The organism is Pseudonocardia sp. D17, from assembly GCF_036984265.1.
Classification (GTDB): domain Bacteria; phylum Actinomycetota; class Actinomycetes; order Mycobacteriales; family Pseudonocardiaceae; genus Pseudonocardia; species Pseudonocardia benzenivorans.
Genome location: NZ_BPRG01000234.1, coordinates 153,991 through 168,218 on the forward strand (window position 1 = coordinate 153,991; position 14,228 = coordinate 168,218).

General features: G+C 72.0%; 16 protein-coding genes and 2 tRNA genes. 10 read left to right on the forward strand and 8 right to left on the reverse strand.

Translation table 11 applies throughout. The annotated features are described in order from the left end of the window. Positions 1 to 16: 16 nt before the first annotated feature. Genes PSD17_RS32475 through PSD17_RS32490 form a run of 4 tightly spaced genes read left to right on the forward strand, consistent with a single transcriptional unit; the run spans position 17 to position 3,203 of the window. The gene (locus PSD17_RS32475; protein WP_339126082.1) at positions 17 to 1,144 is read left to right on the forward strand and encodes an ABC transporter permease; all 1,128 of its coding nucleotides are present in this window, start codon (positions 17 to 19) and stop codon (positions 1,142 to 1,144) included. Next, the gene (locus PSD17_RS32480; protein ID WP_339126083.1) at positions 1,141 to 1,821 is read left to right on the forward strand and encodes an ABC transporter ATP-binding protein; all 681 of its coding nucleotides are present in this window, start codon (positions 1,141 to 1,143) and stop codon (positions 1,819 to 1,821) included. The genes PSD17_RS32475 and PSD17_RS32480 overlap by 4 nt, the downstream gene beginning before the upstream one ends. A gap of 30 nt (positions 1,822 to 1,851) precedes the next feature. Beyond that, positions 1,852 to 2,442 (forward strand): TetR/AcrR family transcriptional regulator, encoded by a 591-nt coding sequence (locus PSD17_RS32485; RefSeq protein ID WP_103382318.1) that lies wholly within the window; start codon positions 1,852 to 1,854, stop codon positions 2,440 to 2,442. Positions 2,443 to 2,495: 53 nt separating this feature from the next. After that, on the forward strand, positions 2,496 to 3,203 hold the full coding sequence (locus PSD17_RS32490) for a helix-turn-helix domain-containing protein (RefSeq protein WP_041760860.1): 708 nt from the start codon (positions 2,496 to 2,498) through the stop codon (positions 3,201 to 3,203). 14 nt (positions 3,204 to 3,217) lie between these two features. Here PSD17_RS32490 and PSD17_RS32495 read toward each other — a convergent pair whose 3' ends face one another. From PSD17_RS32495 to PSD17_RS32510, 4 genes are all read right to left on the reverse strand, one after another. Further along, a complete protein-coding gene (locus tag PSD17_RS32495; RefSeq protein WP_013674092.1) occupies positions 3,218 to 3,796 on the reverse strand; it encodes a dihydrofolate reductase family protein in 579 nt (192 codons plus the stop codon). A gap of 271 nt (positions 3,797 to 4,067) precedes the next feature. Continuing rightward, a tRNA-Gly gene (locus PSD17_RS32500) sits at positions 4,068 to 4,141 on the reverse strand. A 52-nt stretch (positions 4,142 to 4,193) separates the two neighbouring features. Further along, on the reverse strand, positions 4,194 to 4,544 hold the full coding sequence (locus PSD17_RS32505) for a hypothetical protein (RefSeq protein ID WP_339126084.1): 351 nt from the start codon (positions 4,542 to 4,544) through the stop codon (positions 4,194 to 4,196). Between the two features lie 343 nt (positions 4,545 to 4,887). Then, a complete protein-coding gene (locus PSD17_RS32510; RefSeq protein ID WP_339126085.1) occupies positions 4,888 to 5,337 on the reverse strand; it encodes a hypothetical protein in 450 nt (149 codons plus the stop codon). 115 nt (positions 5,338 to 5,452) lie between these two features. Between PSD17_RS32510 and PSD17_RS32515 the strand changes: the two genes are divergently transcribed. After that, a tRNA-Pro gene (locus tag PSD17_RS32515) sits at positions 5,453 to 5,529 on the forward strand. 63 nt (positions 5,530 to 5,592) lie between these two features. Here PSD17_RS32515 and PSD17_RS32520 read toward each other — a convergent pair. Further along, positions 5,593 to 5,757 carry a hypothetical protein gene (locus tag PSD17_RS32520; RefSeq protein WP_339126086.1) on the reverse strand — a complete coding sequence of 55 codons (165 nt, stop codon included), beginning with the start codon at positions 5,755 to 5,757 and terminating at the stop codon, positions 5,593 to 5,595. Between the two features lie 16 nt (positions 5,758 to 5,773). Between PSD17_RS32520 and PSD17_RS32525 the strand changes: the two genes are divergently transcribed. Continuing rightward, a complete protein-coding gene (locus PSD17_RS32525; RefSeq protein ID WP_339126088.1) occupies positions 5,774 to 6,379 on the forward strand; it encodes a hypothetical protein in 606 nt (201 codons plus the stop codon). 836 nt (positions 6,380 to 7,215) lie between these two features. Here the strand turns inward: PSD17_RS32525 and PSD17_RS32530 are convergent. Next, the gene (locus PSD17_RS32530; RefSeq protein WP_339126089.1) at positions 7,216 to 8,496 is read right to left on the reverse strand and encodes a hypothetical protein; all 1,281 of its coding nucleotides are present in this window, start codon (positions 8,494 to 8,496) and stop codon (positions 7,216 to 7,218) included. A 544-nt stretch (positions 8,497 to 9,040) separates the two neighbouring features. On the opposite strand from PSD17_RS32530, the gene PSD17_RS32535 reads away from it, so the two are divergent. Continuing rightward, entirely contained in the window at positions 9,041 to 9,397 is a 357-nt protein-coding gene (locus PSD17_RS32535; RefSeq protein WP_013674089.1) for a nuclear transport factor 2 family protein, read from the forward strand. On the opposite strand, the gene PSD17_RS32540 is transcribed toward PSD17_RS32535, so the two are convergent. Together PSD17_RS32540 and PSD17_RS32545 are read right to left on the reverse strand one after the other, a co-directional pair. Then, complete coding sequence (locus PSD17_RS32540) at positions 9,364 to 9,978, reverse strand: hypothetical protein (protein ID WP_339126090.1); 615 nt, start codon at positions 9,976 to 9,978, stop codon at positions 9,364 to 9,366. The genes PSD17_RS32535 and PSD17_RS32540 overlap by 34 nt on opposite strands. Positions 9,979 to 10,042: 64 nt before the next feature. Further along, entirely contained in the window at positions 10,043 to 11,245 is a 1,203-nt protein-coding gene (locus tag PSD17_RS32545) for an MFS transporter (protein WP_339126173.1), read from the reverse strand. A gap of 97 nt (positions 11,246 to 11,342) precedes the next feature. Here PSD17_RS32545 and PSD17_RS32550 point away from each other — a divergent pair, with 97 nt between their 5' ends. The 3 genes from PSD17_RS32550 (at position 11,343) to trpS (ending at position 14,223) form a co-directional block, all read left to right on the forward strand. Continuing rightward, on the forward strand, positions 11,343 to 12,293 hold the full coding sequence (locus tag PSD17_RS32550; RefSeq protein WP_339126091.1) for a LysR family transcriptional regulator: 951 nt from the start codon (positions 11,343 to 11,345) through the stop codon (positions 12,291 to 12,293). Between the two features lie 8 nt (positions 12,294 to 12,301). Continuing rightward, positions 12,302 to 13,015: an alpha/beta hydrolase gene (locus tag PSD17_RS32555; RefSeq protein WP_339126092.1), complete on the forward strand. Its 714-nt coding sequence runs from the start codon at positions 12,302 to 12,304 to the stop codon at positions 13,013 to 13,015. A gap of 167 nt (positions 13,016 to 13,182) precedes the next feature. Further along, positions 13,183 to 14,223: a tryptophan--tRNA ligase gene (gene trpS / locus PSD17_RS32560; RefSeq protein ID WP_339126093.1), complete on the forward strand. Its 1,041-nt coding sequence runs from the start codon at positions 13,183 to 13,185 to the stop codon at positions 14,221 to 14,223. Positions 14,224 to 14,228: the final 5 nt, after the last annotated feature.

Here is a 14,228-nt window from a genome sequence, read left to right on the forward strand (position 1 = left end):
TGCTGCGACGTGACCGATGTTCCTGACCCTGCGAGAGCTCGCCTTCGCCCGCGGCCGTTTCGCCCTGATGGGCGCGGTCGTCGCGCTGATAGCGGTGCTGATGGTGCTGCTGTCCGGCCTGTCGGTGGGGCTGGTGAACGACGGCGTCTCCGGCCTGCAGAAGCTGCCGGTCACGTCCCTGGCCTTCGAACGCGGTGTCCCGACCGACTCGGCGTTCTCACGCAGCGTCGTCGACTCCGCGGCCGTCGCCCGGTGGGCGGAGCGCGACGGCGTCACGGACGCTGCACCGCTGGGGAACACACTGGTCAACGCCAAGTCCGACCGGGGCACGGAGATCGATCTCGCGCTGTTCGGGGTGCAGCCGGGCTCGTTCGTCGATCCTGACCCGGCTCAGGGCGCCCGGCTCGGCTCGGCTCCGCACGAGATCGTGGTGAGCGCGACCGCGATCGACGCGGGCCTGCGGCTCGGTGACACCGTCACCCTCGACCGCATCGGGACCGAGCTGACCGTCGTCGGCGTCCTGGACGGCCAGCACACCTTCGGCCACGTCGACGTCGGCTACGTGCCGCTGCGCACGTGGCAGGAGATCCGGGCCGGGGCCGGCCCCGGCGACCCGGTTCCCGCGCACGCCTACGACGAGATCACCGCCGTGGCCCTGCGCACCGCGCCGGGCACGGACCTCGCCGCGGGCGACGAGGCGGCCGGGACGGCGTCGATGACCCTGGAGGAGTCCTTCGGCGCCTCGCCCGGCTACACCGCCGAGACGGCGACCCGCGGGATGATCCAGGTGTTCCTGTACGCGATCTCGGCACTGGTCGTGGGCGCCTTCTTCACCGTCCTGGTCATCCAGCGCAAGCCCGAGATCGCGGTCCTGCGCGCGATGGGCGCCGCGACGGGCTACGTGCTGCGCGACAGCCTGCTGCAGTCGGCGGTCCTGCTCGTGGTCTCGACCGTCGTCGGTGTCGCCGCCGGCGTCGCGGCGGGGGCCGGGCTCTCGGCGACCCCCATGCCCTTCGCGCTCGACCTCGGCGCCGTCGGTGTCGCAGCACTCCTCCTGGTGGCGCTCGGCATGGTCGGAGCGGCCGTCGCGGTGCTGCGCGTCACCAGGGTCGACCCGCTCACCGCCCTGGGAGGCAACCGATGACCACCGGACTTCTGCTGGAACGTGTCACCCTGCGCCACGGCGACGGCGAGGACGAGACCGTCGCGCTCGACGACGTGTCGTTGCACGTCGAGCCGGGCGAGATCGTCGCGGTCGTCGGACCGTCCGGGGCGGGCAAGTCGAGCCTGCTCGCGGTCGCGGGCGGGCTCACGGTGCCCGACGCGGGCCGGGTCGTCGTCGACGGCGTCGACCTCGCCGGGCCGGAACGAATGCGGGCGCGAATCCGCCGCACCCGCATCGGCTACGTCTTCCAGAGCAACAACCTGCTGCCCGCGCTGACCGCCGTCGACCAGGTGCGGCTGCCACTGACGTTCGGCCGGATCGAGAACCCGCGGGACCCGGTCGAGCTGCTCGCCGAGGTCGGCATGGACCACAAGAGCGGCCGCAGGCCGCATCAGCTCTCCGGCGGGGAACGCCAGCGCGTCGGGGTGGCCCGGGCGCTCGTCACCCGGCCCGGTGTGCTGCTCGTGGACGAGCCGACGTCGGCACTGGACCGCCGGCGCAGCCACGAGGTACTCGCCCTGCTCGCCCAGGAGACCCACGAGCACCACATGGCTACTGTTGTCGTCACGCACGATCACGACGTGCTGCGGCACTGCGACCGGGTGTTCGAGATGATCGACGGCAGGCTGACCGAGGAGCGGCCTGCCATGGCGTGACCGAGTGGTTCCACCCGGGAGGAGGATGACGTGCCCCGCATCCAGGCTCCCACCGTTGCCGAGCACCGCGAGCGGCAGCGGCGGGCGATCCTCGATGCGGCACGTGCGCTGCTGGCCGAGACCGGGCAGGCGCCGTCGCTGGCCGCCGTCGGCGCGCGGATCGGTCTCGCCAGGCCCAGCGTCTACCAGTACTTCCCCTCTCGCGAGGCGCTGCTCGAGGCCGTCGTCGCCGAGGTCTTTCCCGCGTGGACCCGGCACGTGCTCGATCGCGTGGCCGCCGCCGGCACCCCCGCGGAGCGGGTCTGGGCCTACGTCGAGGCGAACGTCGAGCTCTTCACCGGGCCCGAGCAGGCGATCGCGAAGGCCCTGCGCACCCTGATCGACCCGGCCGTGCTGCACGCCCACAGCGCGCAGCTCCACACCCAGCTCCGCGAGCCCCTCATCGACGCGCTGCGCGGGCTCGACGAGGCGGACCCCGAGCGGATGGCCGAGCTGATCAACGCCGCGGTCCTGCGCGCTTCCCAGGACCTCGCCCCGCACGACGCCGCCGCGGCGCTGGCGCTCCTCGGTCGTCTGCTGCGCCCCTACCTCCGGGCCCGCGAGGTCGCCACGCGGTCGTGACCGCGCCGGGCCACGGGCTCCCCGCCGACCGGCGAGGCCGCGAGAATGCGGGCATGGGGCTGCGGTTCACCACGCGCACGTCGGACTCGCCGTGGGTCGACGCGGTGTGGACGTGCACCAGCGATCAGGTCGGCGAGATGACCTCGGTCGCGGCGCCCCGATGGGGGCTGGTCTTCTGGGAGTGCGACGGCCGGGCCCATGCCGGGGTGACCGGTCCGGAGACCGCGACCGGCAGCGCGCCGGTCCCCGAGGGCGCGAGCTTCGTGGGCATCGAGTTCGCGATCGGCACGTCGCTGCGGGACCTCCCGGTCGCATCGCTCGTCGACGGCGGGGTGGAGCTCGCCGACGCGACGCGGACGTCGTTCCGGCTCTGCGGGTCACGCCGCTGGGAACGGCCGGCCCCGGACGACGCGGAGGCCCTGGTCGCGCGCCTCGTCAGGGACGGCGCGGTGGTTCGCGACCCGATCGTCGGCGAGGTGCTGCGCGGCGGCCGCCCCGCCGTGTCGGACCGCACGCTGGAACGGCGGTTCCGGGCGGCGACCGGGCTCACCCGGGGTGCGGTGCGTCAGATGGAGCGCGCACGCGAGGCGGCCCACCTGCTGGCCGCGGGGAAGGCGGCCACCGACGTCGTCGCCTCGCTCGGCTACTTCGACCAGCCGCACCTGGCGCGTGCGCTGCGCCGCTACGTCGGGCGGACGGCCACCCAGCTGCAGGACGGCGGCGCCGGGGCCCTCGCGCTGGACCTCGGCTCGTTCTCGTGAGCGGCGGCCGGCCTTCAGCCGGCCACGTCGTAGAGCAGCTTCACGACGCCGTTGGGATAACCCTGCGAGTCGCGCAGCCGCAGCCTCTGCCGCTCGCGGTCGGCGTCGCTGAACAGACTCTTGCCGGCGCCGAGCAGCACCGGGAACACCAGCAGGTTGTAGCGGTCGATCAGCCCCGCGTCCGAGAGCCCGCGGGCCAGCTCGGCGCTGCCGTGGATGAAGATCGCCCCGCCCTCGCCCTTCTTCAGCTCTGCGACGTCGGTGGTCGAGCGCAGGATCGTGGTCTCGCCCCAGCCGTCGACGAGAGAGTCCTGCGAGATCGTCGAGGAGACCACGTACTTCGGCAGGTCCTTGTAGGCCGCGTGGTCCTGCGAGTCGCGCCACGTCGGGGCGAAGGCCTCGTAGCTGCGCCGGCCGAACATCAGGGCCGTGGTCTCCGCGAGCTCCTCGCCCTTGAGCGCGAACGCCTCGGGCAGGAACTCGACGTCCTTGAACACCCAGCCTCCGCTGCGGTGCTCCTCCCCCGGTCCACCGCCCGGCGAGTCCACGACGCCGTCGAGCGACATGAACGCGGTGTAGACGAGGTCGCGCATCCTGGGGGTCTCCTTCCGGTCCGACGGCGTGCGGCCGTCGACGTCCTCGGTCCGCGTACGTTATGTCGCCGCTGTCCGCCGGTCTTGGACAGAACCGACAAGCCGACGAGCGCGCCCGTCCGGCCAGGGAGTCCGGCCACCCGCGGGCGCGACGTGACCGGTCTTCGGGGGCGCGACCGCGGACTCCTGTCGGACCGGGTCACCGGACGGGCACTCGTGGCGAGCGATATTTCCCGAGCGGCCGCGCCTGCGGCGCGTGCGCCGGCAGGCCTGGAGCGGGCGACGGGAATCGAACCCGCGTAGCCAGTTTGGAAGACTGGGGCTCTACCATTGAGCTACGCCCGCGTGGCCGGTCGCCCGGCCCCCTTCAGCCTAGCGGACCCCGTCCGCGCCACAGTCAGAGGTTCACTGCGTCGCCGTCGAGGCGCAGCGAGTCGTGGGTCCCACCGGCAGGGCCTCGAGGTCCCGGCAGCCCAGGGACCGCGGCCACGAGCTCGGCGGATCCGCCGACCAGCGTCGAGTCGAAGTCGATCTCCGACGCCACGCACCAGGAGCGGTCGGCGGCCCAGAACAGGGTCGGCGACTGCGTCGCGAACTCGCCCCACGAGTAGGTGTGCCCGATCCGCACGGCGTCCCGCAGCGGCCCGGAGAAGACGATGTGGTCCCGGTGCGGCAGCCGCAGCCGCGGACCGTCGAGGACCTCGCGGGGCAGCTCCGGCGGAACCTCCTCGTCACTGCCGACGACCACGACCGCCGGGCTGCCGTGGATCCAGCCGAACCCCTCCCAGAGCGCGAAGAAGCTCGGCGTCCCGGGGCGCCGAGCAGCCCGAGCAGGGTGTCGAGGGCCGCCCGGCCGAGGTTGCCGGCGTCCGGCGCGATGTCGCGCCAGCGTGCGTCGTAGGTGATCGGGACGCCCGCGGCACGGCGATCGCGCTCCACTGGGCCAGTGCGTGCAGCCGGCGCCCGGTCGCGCGGCAGACGTCGGCCCAGCGCAGCGGCGCACCGTCGAACGACGGACCGGGCGCCGGGACGGGATGCAGGACGCGGGCGTACGCCGCGTAGCCGCGTGGCACGACCGAGCCGACGCGGCGCTAGTGATCCTTCCCGCACGACCGCGGGGTCATCGCATCTGCGTATATCTCGATCGACCGCCCGTCGCTCACCGAGATGCCTCCGCCCGCGGGCCCGAGGGTGCGGGTCAGCATCATCCACGTGACCTCCAGCGCAGCGAGCCAGCGCGCCTCGCTGTCCCAGCCCGCGCGGGCGAGACACGCATCCGGGTGCGTGGCCCGCTTCACGGCGTCGATCCGCTGGTCCGTGATCCACCGCAGCGCCGCACGGGGGTCGTCGGTCGTCCCCTCGTACCGGGCTCCGACGAGCTCGCGCCAGCGCTCGATCCGGTACCGCGCCGGGTCCCCCGTGGTGACCTCGCCGACGGTGAGGTGCCAGTGCGTGACGCCGAGCTCGCGCCACCGACCGGAGTCGGTCAGGCCGTCCTCGTCGAGATGCGGGAGCACGCCGCGGAACGTAGCGACCCCCACCGACGAAACCGGCCCTCGACGCCACCACCCGGCCCCACCCGTGGGGGCGCCGGGAGACGACTGCCGTCCGTGCTAGCGTTACGTGTCCGATAGGGGTGTTTTCCCAGGTCAGACACGGGGTGTGGCGCAGCTTGGTAGCGCACTCGCTTTGGGAGCGAGGGGCCGTGGGTTCAAATCCCGCCACCCCGACCAGGTCAGGCCAGGTGCTCGTGATCTTGCCGTCGGGCTGACAGCGGTTGATGACAGCAGTAGGGCTCATTTGCCGGCCTCCACGAGCTGGTTGCTGAGCAGGTCGAGTGCGGTCCGCTGGTTGTCCAGCGAGACGTGGGCGTAGACGTTCATGGTCATCTCGATGGCCGAGTGACCGACGATCTCCATCACCACGCGCGGGCTGACGCCGAGCGCCAGGAGCAGGCTCACGCACGAGTGGCGGAGAGTGCACACCGCGCTCACGCGTCGCCTCATCGGCGCTCTTCGCTTCATGGACCCAGTCCCGAGGCAGCAGGCGATCTACTCCCTGCTCGACAATCTTGAGACACTAGCCCCAGTAATGCCGCAGGTCATGTTAGCGACCCGTAGCGCTCTAGACGACATCGATGACATCGACTTCACCACATCAGTTCACGCCCGCATTCGTGCCCTGATTCAGGACAAGAGCTACATCGCAAAGATCGACCTCAATCTCTCCTACATGGTGCGAGCATTGGCCTCGCGCTACTCCCTGGAGAATGAGCACCTATTGATTGAGCTCTTCCAGTCGACGCACGGGTTCACCAACTCTCAGTCCATTCCGATTCAGCGCGACATCATGATGATCCTTGCCAATTGGCAGCGGCGATACTGGTTGAGTGATATCAAGCACACGTTTAGCACGATGCATCCGTGGCTAAAGAGAGCCTTCCTGATGTCTTCCTACTCGCTCGACGACGAAGGAAGGCACTGGAGAAACTCCGTCAAATCTAGTCTAGGCGACTACGAGAAGATCGTTCATGAGTGGGCGGGGAGCAAGGCACAGAACAACGGGTGGCGGATACCCGTATGATCACAGTATCAACATTCTCCCGACAAGCGTCAATCTGGCGGCAGGTGGCGCCGACCCTCGAACAGTTTGTTCGCTGGGCTAACACGAATCTGCATCCCGCGGGTGAGGCCGTAAACATTTTCGGCCCAGCCGATCGAAACCCACTGATCGCCGAGGTCGGATTTCGACTCGCGGCCGCTGGATTCCAACCCACGCCAGTGCCGCCACCGCAGCTTGAGGCAGAGGCTCGCAGGATGATTACGGGCCTGCCTAGAGGATCCGCCGCATCCGAATCACTGCAGGCGTTCGAATGGCACCAAGCTGCCGCCCTGAGTAAGGCAATCCGCCACTTTGCGGATGCCTTCTCGCCAGCACAATTCTCGCCAAGCGTTCCTGGCTGTGGCGTAGTAGGCGCAGCAGTCGCCGACATTATTTCTGGATCACACCTAATCGAAGTCAAGACAGTGAATCGACCATTCCGTGGCTCGGATATTCGCCAAGTATTGACCTACTCCGCCATGTACTACGCGTCTGGAACCACAGTTGACAAGATGACGATATACAACCCACGGCTCGGATGCGCATTTAGCATGCCCCTGAACTCAGTTGCAGCCGGCGTCAGCGGACATTCACAAGTGGAACTTATGCAAGACATCGTCCACTATATGACCGGAATGCAGGTATCGGCTTAATACGTCTGCCGAGGAACTGCCTTGCGACGTAGTCGAACCGTATCAGGGGTGGGGGTGGGGGCCTCGGTCGTTCGTCCAGTAGGGCGCTCCACCGAGGCCCCCACCCCCACCCCTGATCTTGCGCACGGGCGCCGCGACGTCGGCAAGCTCAGGTTGGGCGAAGAATCAGTGGGGAGAAGGACCGCCCAAGTACCGAGCGAGTTGGGATGCGAAGGCGGCTCCGTCATTCACGCACACGAACCCCCGACCGTGGGCGAATAGCCGCTTCCGGACCGTCGAGCGCCGGTAGGTGACGCGGCCCGTCGCCTGCTCGACCCGCTGCACGGTGACTTGCTTCGTCAGGCCCTTAGCCCGGTACCAGCGCCGTGCGATCCGGCCGGCCGCGATGCCGACGTCCGGCGTCACCTGCCGTATCGCCAGCGCACGGTTGAGGCCGCGGTAGCCCCAGAACCGTCCGGCACTCCCCCGCTCGACGACGTCCGCGTCCGGGCAGCCGCAGCCGGGGCACTCGTCGAGGGCCTGGTCGTGCTCGACGCCGCACGAGCTGCACACGAGCACAGTGTCGACCCACTCCCGCGGCACCCGATGCTGGTACTCCTTGCCGGTCGCGGCGGCGCCGTACTTGGCGAAGTAGACGGCCATGCGGCGTGGGTCGGTGAGCTTGAGCCCCTGGCCGTAGTCGACCCCGGTCCCGGCGAGCAGGTGCTTGCGATGCTCCTCCGGGTCGGGGTGGCCGACGATCTCGGCCCACACGATCGACAGCCAGCGCTTGAAGTCGACTCGGACCGGTTGGCCGGTCTCCGGGTCGGTGACGGGCGTCGTGCCCATCGGCGGGGTCGTCGAGATGTGGAAGTGGACCGCCCCTCGGCCCTGGAACTCCTTCTTCCACGGCCCGCGCAGTGGCTCACCCCAGGCCCGCGCGTAGCGCTTGCAGAGCGCCTGGAAGTGGCCCATCGCGGCGTCGGACGTCGGGGCGACCGTCAGCCAGTCGCCGGGGTAGGTCAGCGTCAGCATGGCCGGGAGCCGACCCCGACGATCCTCGGTGTCGTAGCGCCCCGAGCGGCAGCGCGGGCAGTGGTCGAGGTCGTCGACGAACTCCTCGCGGCAGTCGGCGCAGATGTGGAACCGGCCGTAAAGGCGCGTGTAGTCGAGATCAGACAGGCGCTCAACGAGCCGGGCGCGCGAGCGTCGCGTCCAGGCGGTGATGGCGCCCCGGGTCAGCGGGTTCGGCATGTCACCCTCCCAGGTCGCAGCCACGTCGACGTGCTTGCGGTGCCGCTCGACCTCCCGCTCGTGTCGGCGCTCGGCACGGGCGTAGTCGCGCGTCCGGACCCGGAAGACGCCCGGGCTGACGACGATCTCCCAGCGCGGTCCTTCGGTGAGGACGCCGGCCTCCCCCACCGCGCCGGCCGTGATGTGCGGGATCAGGTCGGCCGCGTGCTGCACCAGCTCCGGGCTCGGGAACGACGGCTGCCACAGCGACGCAACCGTGAGGTCGTTCTCGTCCTCACTGCGGACAGATATGGCACATGGGACAAGCCCAGGCCGGGCCGCCGGGTGCGGCCTGGCACCGGCCGCGCCTCGGGCGGCGCCCGGCCTGCCCGCCGCTCCTGCCTCCGGCCCGCGGCGGGCGGCCGGCGCCGCCCGGCGCGGCCCGTTGCGGTCGACGACGGCGGCCCGGCGAGGGGTGCTCATGCGTCCTGCCCACGCGAGACGAGGACGACGTACGAGGCGGTGGCGTCGACGACAGAGCCCTGCCAAACAGCCCAGCCGACTGACAGCGATCGGTGACAGCAACAGCGGTGGACATCGGCGGTCCCGGAGCGATCTTGCTGGACTCGGACCGGCTGGTCACGGACGGTGCCGGACCATGTGCCCTCGGTTTGGGAGCGAGGGGCCGTGGGTTCAAATCCCGCCACCCCGACTTCGTGGCACCGTCGCGGGGCGTAACTCCGTTGCCGGTCCGCGGGCCGCGGCCCACCATCGAGGCATGGCCGAGGACACCGATCTGCGCGACGTCATCGAGTGCGAGCTGCGCCTGCTGGACCCGGCCGTCCGCACCGACCCGCGGCGCGCCGCGGAGCTGCTCGACCCGCAGTTCCACGAGTTCGGTGCGTCGGGCCGGGTGTGGGACCGGGCGGCGGCCCTGCAGGTGATGGCCGGGGGCGGTGGTCGCCGGCCGCTCACCGACACGATGGTCGCCACCCGGCTGGCGGCGGACGTCGTCCTGCTGACCTACCGGACGCGTCGGCCCGGCCGGACGGCGCTGCGCAGCTCGCTGTGGCGGCGCCGCGACGGCGGTCCGTGGCGGGTCTACTTCCACCAGGGCACGGTGGCGGTCGGCTGAGCTGCGGCGGCGCCGGTCGGACGGGTCCCGCGGCGCAGCAGCGGAAGCAGGGCGAGCCCCGCGAGGACGGTCACGGTGACGGCGCCGGTGGAGCCGAAGATCGTGTAGCCGGACTCGACGTCGACACCGACGAGCGTCGTCACGGTCCAGCCCAGCGCCCACAGCAGCGGCACGAGGATCGCCCAGCCGATCCGGTGCCGCAGGTCGGCGGGCAGCGCCGCCGCCTGGGCCACGCCGAGGGGGATCCCGGTGAGCAGGCCCATCAGCGCCAGGTCGGCGAGGGTGGTCCGGTAGCCGACGGCCGCGGCGCCCAGCACGAGCCCCGCGGCCATGCCGACGGTCGTCGCCGGGATCCAGCGCACCGGCCGGAGCAGGCCGAGGCTCGCCGCGCTCTGCCCGGCGCCGAGGACGAGGCCGGTCACTGCGCCGCCGACCAGGGCGGAGGCGGGGTCGTCGACGGGCCCGACGACCCCGCCGAGGATCCCGGCGAGCGGGAAGGCGAGGAAGCCGAGGGTCCAGATGCCGAGACGCCGCCAGGGGAACGCCGCGGGCGGGGCGTCGGGGGGACGGTTCTGTGTCATGCGGGAAGCGTCGGGCCGGCCGCTGACGATCCGCTGACGGTGACCTGACGAGCGGGCCGCCGCGTCAGGCCGGCTCGGGCGTGGCTGCCGGGCGGCCGGCCGACGTCAGCCACGGCGTCGCCAGCAGCAGTACCCCCGCGGCGCCGATCGCGAGGCGGGGACCGGTCAGCCCGGCGAGCAGGCCCCAGAGCGTCGTCAGGAGCGCGATGGTCGCGCTGCTCGTCGTCGACCAGGCCGCCAGCATCCGCGCCCGGCTGCCGGGGTCGGTGGCCTGCAGCCGCTCGGTGGCCATCGCGGGGTTGAACACGCCGATGCACAGGATCAGCCCGAACTCGACGACCATCACCGTCAGCAGGCCCGGGAGACCCGGTCCGACGGCCACCAGCCCGACGGGCCAGCACACCCGCGCGACGCCGAACACGCGCAGCACCCGCTGCCGGCCCCAGCGGGCGACGATCCGCGGGGCCAGCCGCGAGCCCACGATTCCGCCGAGGCAGGGCAGCGCGAAGGCCAGTCCGTACTGCCACGTCGGGAAGCCCAGCGGGCCGAGCATCAGGAACGTCAGCAGCGGTTCGCACGCCATGATCAGCCCGTTGACGGCCAGCACGTCGAGGAACAGCGGCCGCAACGTCGGGTGCCGCCAGAGGTACCGCCACCCCTCGACGAGGTCTCCGGCCCGTAGCCGGTCCGGGCGCGGCGGCCGCTCCTCGGTCCCGCCGATCGCCGCGACACCCACCGCCGAGAGCAGATAGCCGGCGGCGTCGGCGACGATCGTCGTGACGGGCCCGAGCAGGCCCATCGCGGCGCCGCCGACCATGGGGCCGACGACCGTCGCGGACCACTGCGTCGACTCGAACCGGCTGTGGGCGGCGAGCAGGCGAGCAGGCGCGACGACCGTCGGGAGGAAGGCGCCGCTCGCTGCGGTGAACGCGATCTTCGCCGTCGCCACGACGACCGCGACGACGACGAGCTGACCGAAGCCGAGGACGCCGAGCCAGTACGCCACCGGGACCGATGCCATCGCGGCGCAGCGGACGAGGTCGGTCACGATCATCACCGGACGCTTGCGGCGGAACTCCACCCATGGTCCGAGCGGCACGGCGAGCACCGCGCCGACCGCGAGCCCGCACGCGGACAGCAGCGAGACCTGCGCCGCGCTCGCCCCGAGCACGGTGATCGCGACGAACGCGAACGCGCCGAACCCCAGCGCCGTCCCGTAGGTGCTCACGGCGTAGGCCGCCCACAGCCACCCGAACCGACGTCCCAGCCCCACGGCGGCGGATGCAACCAGGACGTGGCGCCCGGCGTCGAACAACGGGCCCGCCCGTGCGCCACAACCGCTGGTTGTCTCCTACCGTCGGGGCGTGGATCTCGAGGCCGTGCGGACGTTCGTCGCGGTGGCCGACACCGGGCAGTTCCAGAGCGCGGGCGACGAGCTGCGCGTGACCCAGCAGGCCGTCTCCAAGCGCGTCGCCGCCCTGGAGCGCGCCCTCGGCGTCCGGTTGTTCACCCGGACCCCGCGCGGCGCCCGGCTCAGCGTCGACGGCCGGGCGTTCCTCCCGCACGCCCGCGAGCTGCTGGCCGCGCAGCAGCGCGCGCTCGCGTCGGTGGCGCCCGGACGGCGGGCGCTGCGCGTCGACGTCCTCAACCGGCGGACGGCGCCGGCGACCCTGCTGCACGCGTTCTACCAGCAGGATCCGAGCGTGGTGCTCGACGTCGTGACCCTGCCCGACGTCGCCGTAGGGCCGGCCCTCGACGCGGTGACCACTGGGACCGTCGACGCCACGTTCCGGGCGCTGGTCGACGGCCCCGACCGGCTCGCGGGCACTCCGCTGGAGGCGGCACGCGTCGTGCTCGAGCCGCACGAGCTCCTCGTCGGTCCGGCGCACGCACTGGCCGACGCGCGGGCGGTGACGCTCGCCGAGCTCGCCGCCCATCCGGTCTGGATGCCGGGGCTCGCGCCCGGCGGGGAGGCGAGCACGTACTACGCCGAGCTCGCGGAGACGTTCGGGCTGACGATCGATCTCGGCGGCCCGCTGTTCAGCGCCGAGGTGCAGCTGACGGAGATCGCCGCGTCGCCGACGCTGGCGACACTGGTCGGCCCCGGCTCGCGCTACCTCTGGCCCGCGAGCTACGACCTGCGGCGCATCCCCGTCGTCGACCCGGTCCCGGTGTTCCCGCTGTCGGTCGTGTGGCGGCGCGACAACGCGCATCCGGTGCTCGCGTCGCTGCTCGCGTTCCTGCGCGACCGCCACGGGTCCCGGGCCCGCGGCGACGAATGGCTGCCGCGGTGGGCCCGACGGCCGGATCTATGATCACGGTCGTGTCGACGTTCATCCTGGTCGCGGGTTCGTTCCACGGCGGGTGGTCGTGGCGGCGGACGGCCCGGCTGCTGCGGGCGCGGGGCCACGAGGTGTACGCGCCGTCGCTGACCGGGATGGGCGAGCGGGCGCACCTCACGACGCCGGACGGGATCGGGCTCGCCACGCACGTCGACGACGTCCTCGCCGTGGTCGACGCCGAGGAGCTCACGGACGTGGTGCTGGTCGGCCACAGCTACGCCGGTGTCGTGGTGGGCAGCGTCGTCGACAGGCGTCCCGAGCCGTTCCGCCGCGTCGTCTATCTCGACGCCCTGGTCCCCGAGGACGGCCGCTCGGTGATCGACCTGCTGGGGCCCGCCGGCGGCTACTTCCTGGACCGGGCCGACGAGGAGGCCGGGGGCATCCCGCTCGACGAGGAGTCGCTCGACCGCTGGGGCCTGGTCCGCCCGGCCGACCGCGACTGGGTCCGCAGGCGGGCGAGCCCGCAGCCGCTCGCGACGTTCACCGACGCGGCCGCGATGAGCCGCGCCGTCGAGGCCTCCGGCGTCCCGGTGACCTACGTGTACTGCACGGTCAAGCCACGGGTGGACCTCTTCACCGCGATCGCGGAGCGGACGAAGGCCGATCCCGCGTGGGACCACGTCGCGCTCGCGGGCCCGCACGACTGCATGATCACCCATCCCGTCGAGACCGCGGACGTCCTGGCCGCGCTCTGACGACCGGCTATGCTCGGGCCGTGCGTTCCACCCGACTCACCTGGTGGCGGCTGCTCGTCGCAGCCGGATAGACGCACGTCCGCGGGCTGCACGAGCAGCCCGCGCCTCGTCCCTCCCGGGGACCGGTCGGCTGCCGTGCGGCCACCGAACCCGAGGAGAGACGACCGATGGACTCCTACGCCGCCACGGTCGCGCGCATGCCCGCCCTGCGCGCCGCCGTCGCCGCCGACCCGCAGCGCCATCGTGTGCTGACGGGCGAACGACCGACCGGCCCGCTGCACCTGGGCCATCTGCTGGGCACGATCGTCGAACGGGTCCGGCTGCAGCGCTCGGGCGTCGAGATCATGGTCGTCCTGGCCGACTACCAGGTGACCACCGACCGCGACGTCGCCGTGCACCTGCGCGAGTACGTGCGCGGCGCGGTGCTCGACCAGCTCGCCGCCGGGCTCGACCCGCAGGCCACGACGTTCTTCGTGCACTCGGCCGTGCCGGCGCTCAACCAGCTGCTGCTGCCGTTCCTGAGCCTGGTCTCGGAGGCCGAGCTGCACCGCAACCCGACGGTGCGCGCCGAGCACGAGCTCTCCGGGCGCGCGCTGTCGGGGCTGATGCTCACCTACCCGGTGCACCAGGCCGCCGACATCCTGTTCTGCAAGGCCGACCTGGTGCCGGTCGGCAAGGACCAGCTCCCGCACGTCGAGCTGACCCGCGTGATCGCGCGCCGCTTCGCCGAGCGCTACGGCCCCGTGTTCGGCGTCCCGGAGCCCATGCTCACCGACGCCCCCGACATCCCGGGGCTCGACGGGCAGAAGATGTCGAAGTCACGCGGCAACGCCATCGGTCTCGACAGCACCGCCGACGAGACCGCCGCGCTGATCCGCCGCGCCCGCACCGACGGCGAACGGCGCATCACGTTCGACCCGCAGGGCCGTCCGGGGGTGTCGGCTCTGTTGTCGACGGCCGCGCTCTGCACCGGTCGCACCCCGCAGGAGATCGCCGAGGAGATCGGCGACGGCGGCAGCGGCCTGCTCAAGAAGGTGGCGACCGAGGCCGTCAACACGTTCCTCGCGCCGCACCGGGCCCGCCGCGCCGAGCTCGCGGCCGAGCCCGGCCTGGTCGAGGACGTCCTGAGCCGCGGCAACGAGCGCGCGAACATGATCGCGTCGGCGACCCTCGACGAGGTCCGGGAGGCGATGGGGATGCGCTACTGATGGGG

Coding starts and splice junctions, on each gene's coding strand:
- PSD17_RS32475 (WP_339126082.1), top strand. CDS start 17: ATGTTCCTGACCCTGCGAGAGCTCGCCTTCGCCCGCGGCCGTTTCGCC.
- PSD17_RS32480 (WP_339126083.1), top strand. CDS start 1,141: ATGACCACCGGACTTCTGCTGGAACGTGTCACCCTGCGCCACGGCGAC.
- PSD17_RS32490 (WP_041760860.1), top strand. CDS start 2,496: ATGGGGCTGCGGTTCACCACGCGCACGTCGGACTCGCCGTGGGTCGAC.
- PSD17_RS32495 (WP_013674092.1), bottom strand. CDS start 3,796: ATGCGCGACCTCGTCTACACCGCGTTCATGTCGCTCGACGGCGTCGTG.
- PSD17_RS32535 (WP_013674089.1), top strand. CDS start 9,041: ATGGCCGAGGACACCGATCTGCGCGACGTCATCGAGTGCGAGCTGCGC.
- PSD17_RS32540 (WP_339126090.1), bottom strand. CDS start 9,978: ATGACACAGAACCGTCCCCCCGACGCCCCGCCCGCGGCGTTCCCCTGG.
- trpS (WP_339126093.1), top strand. CDS start 13,183: ATGGACTCCTACGCCGCCACGGTCGCGCGCATGCCCGCCCTGCGCGCC.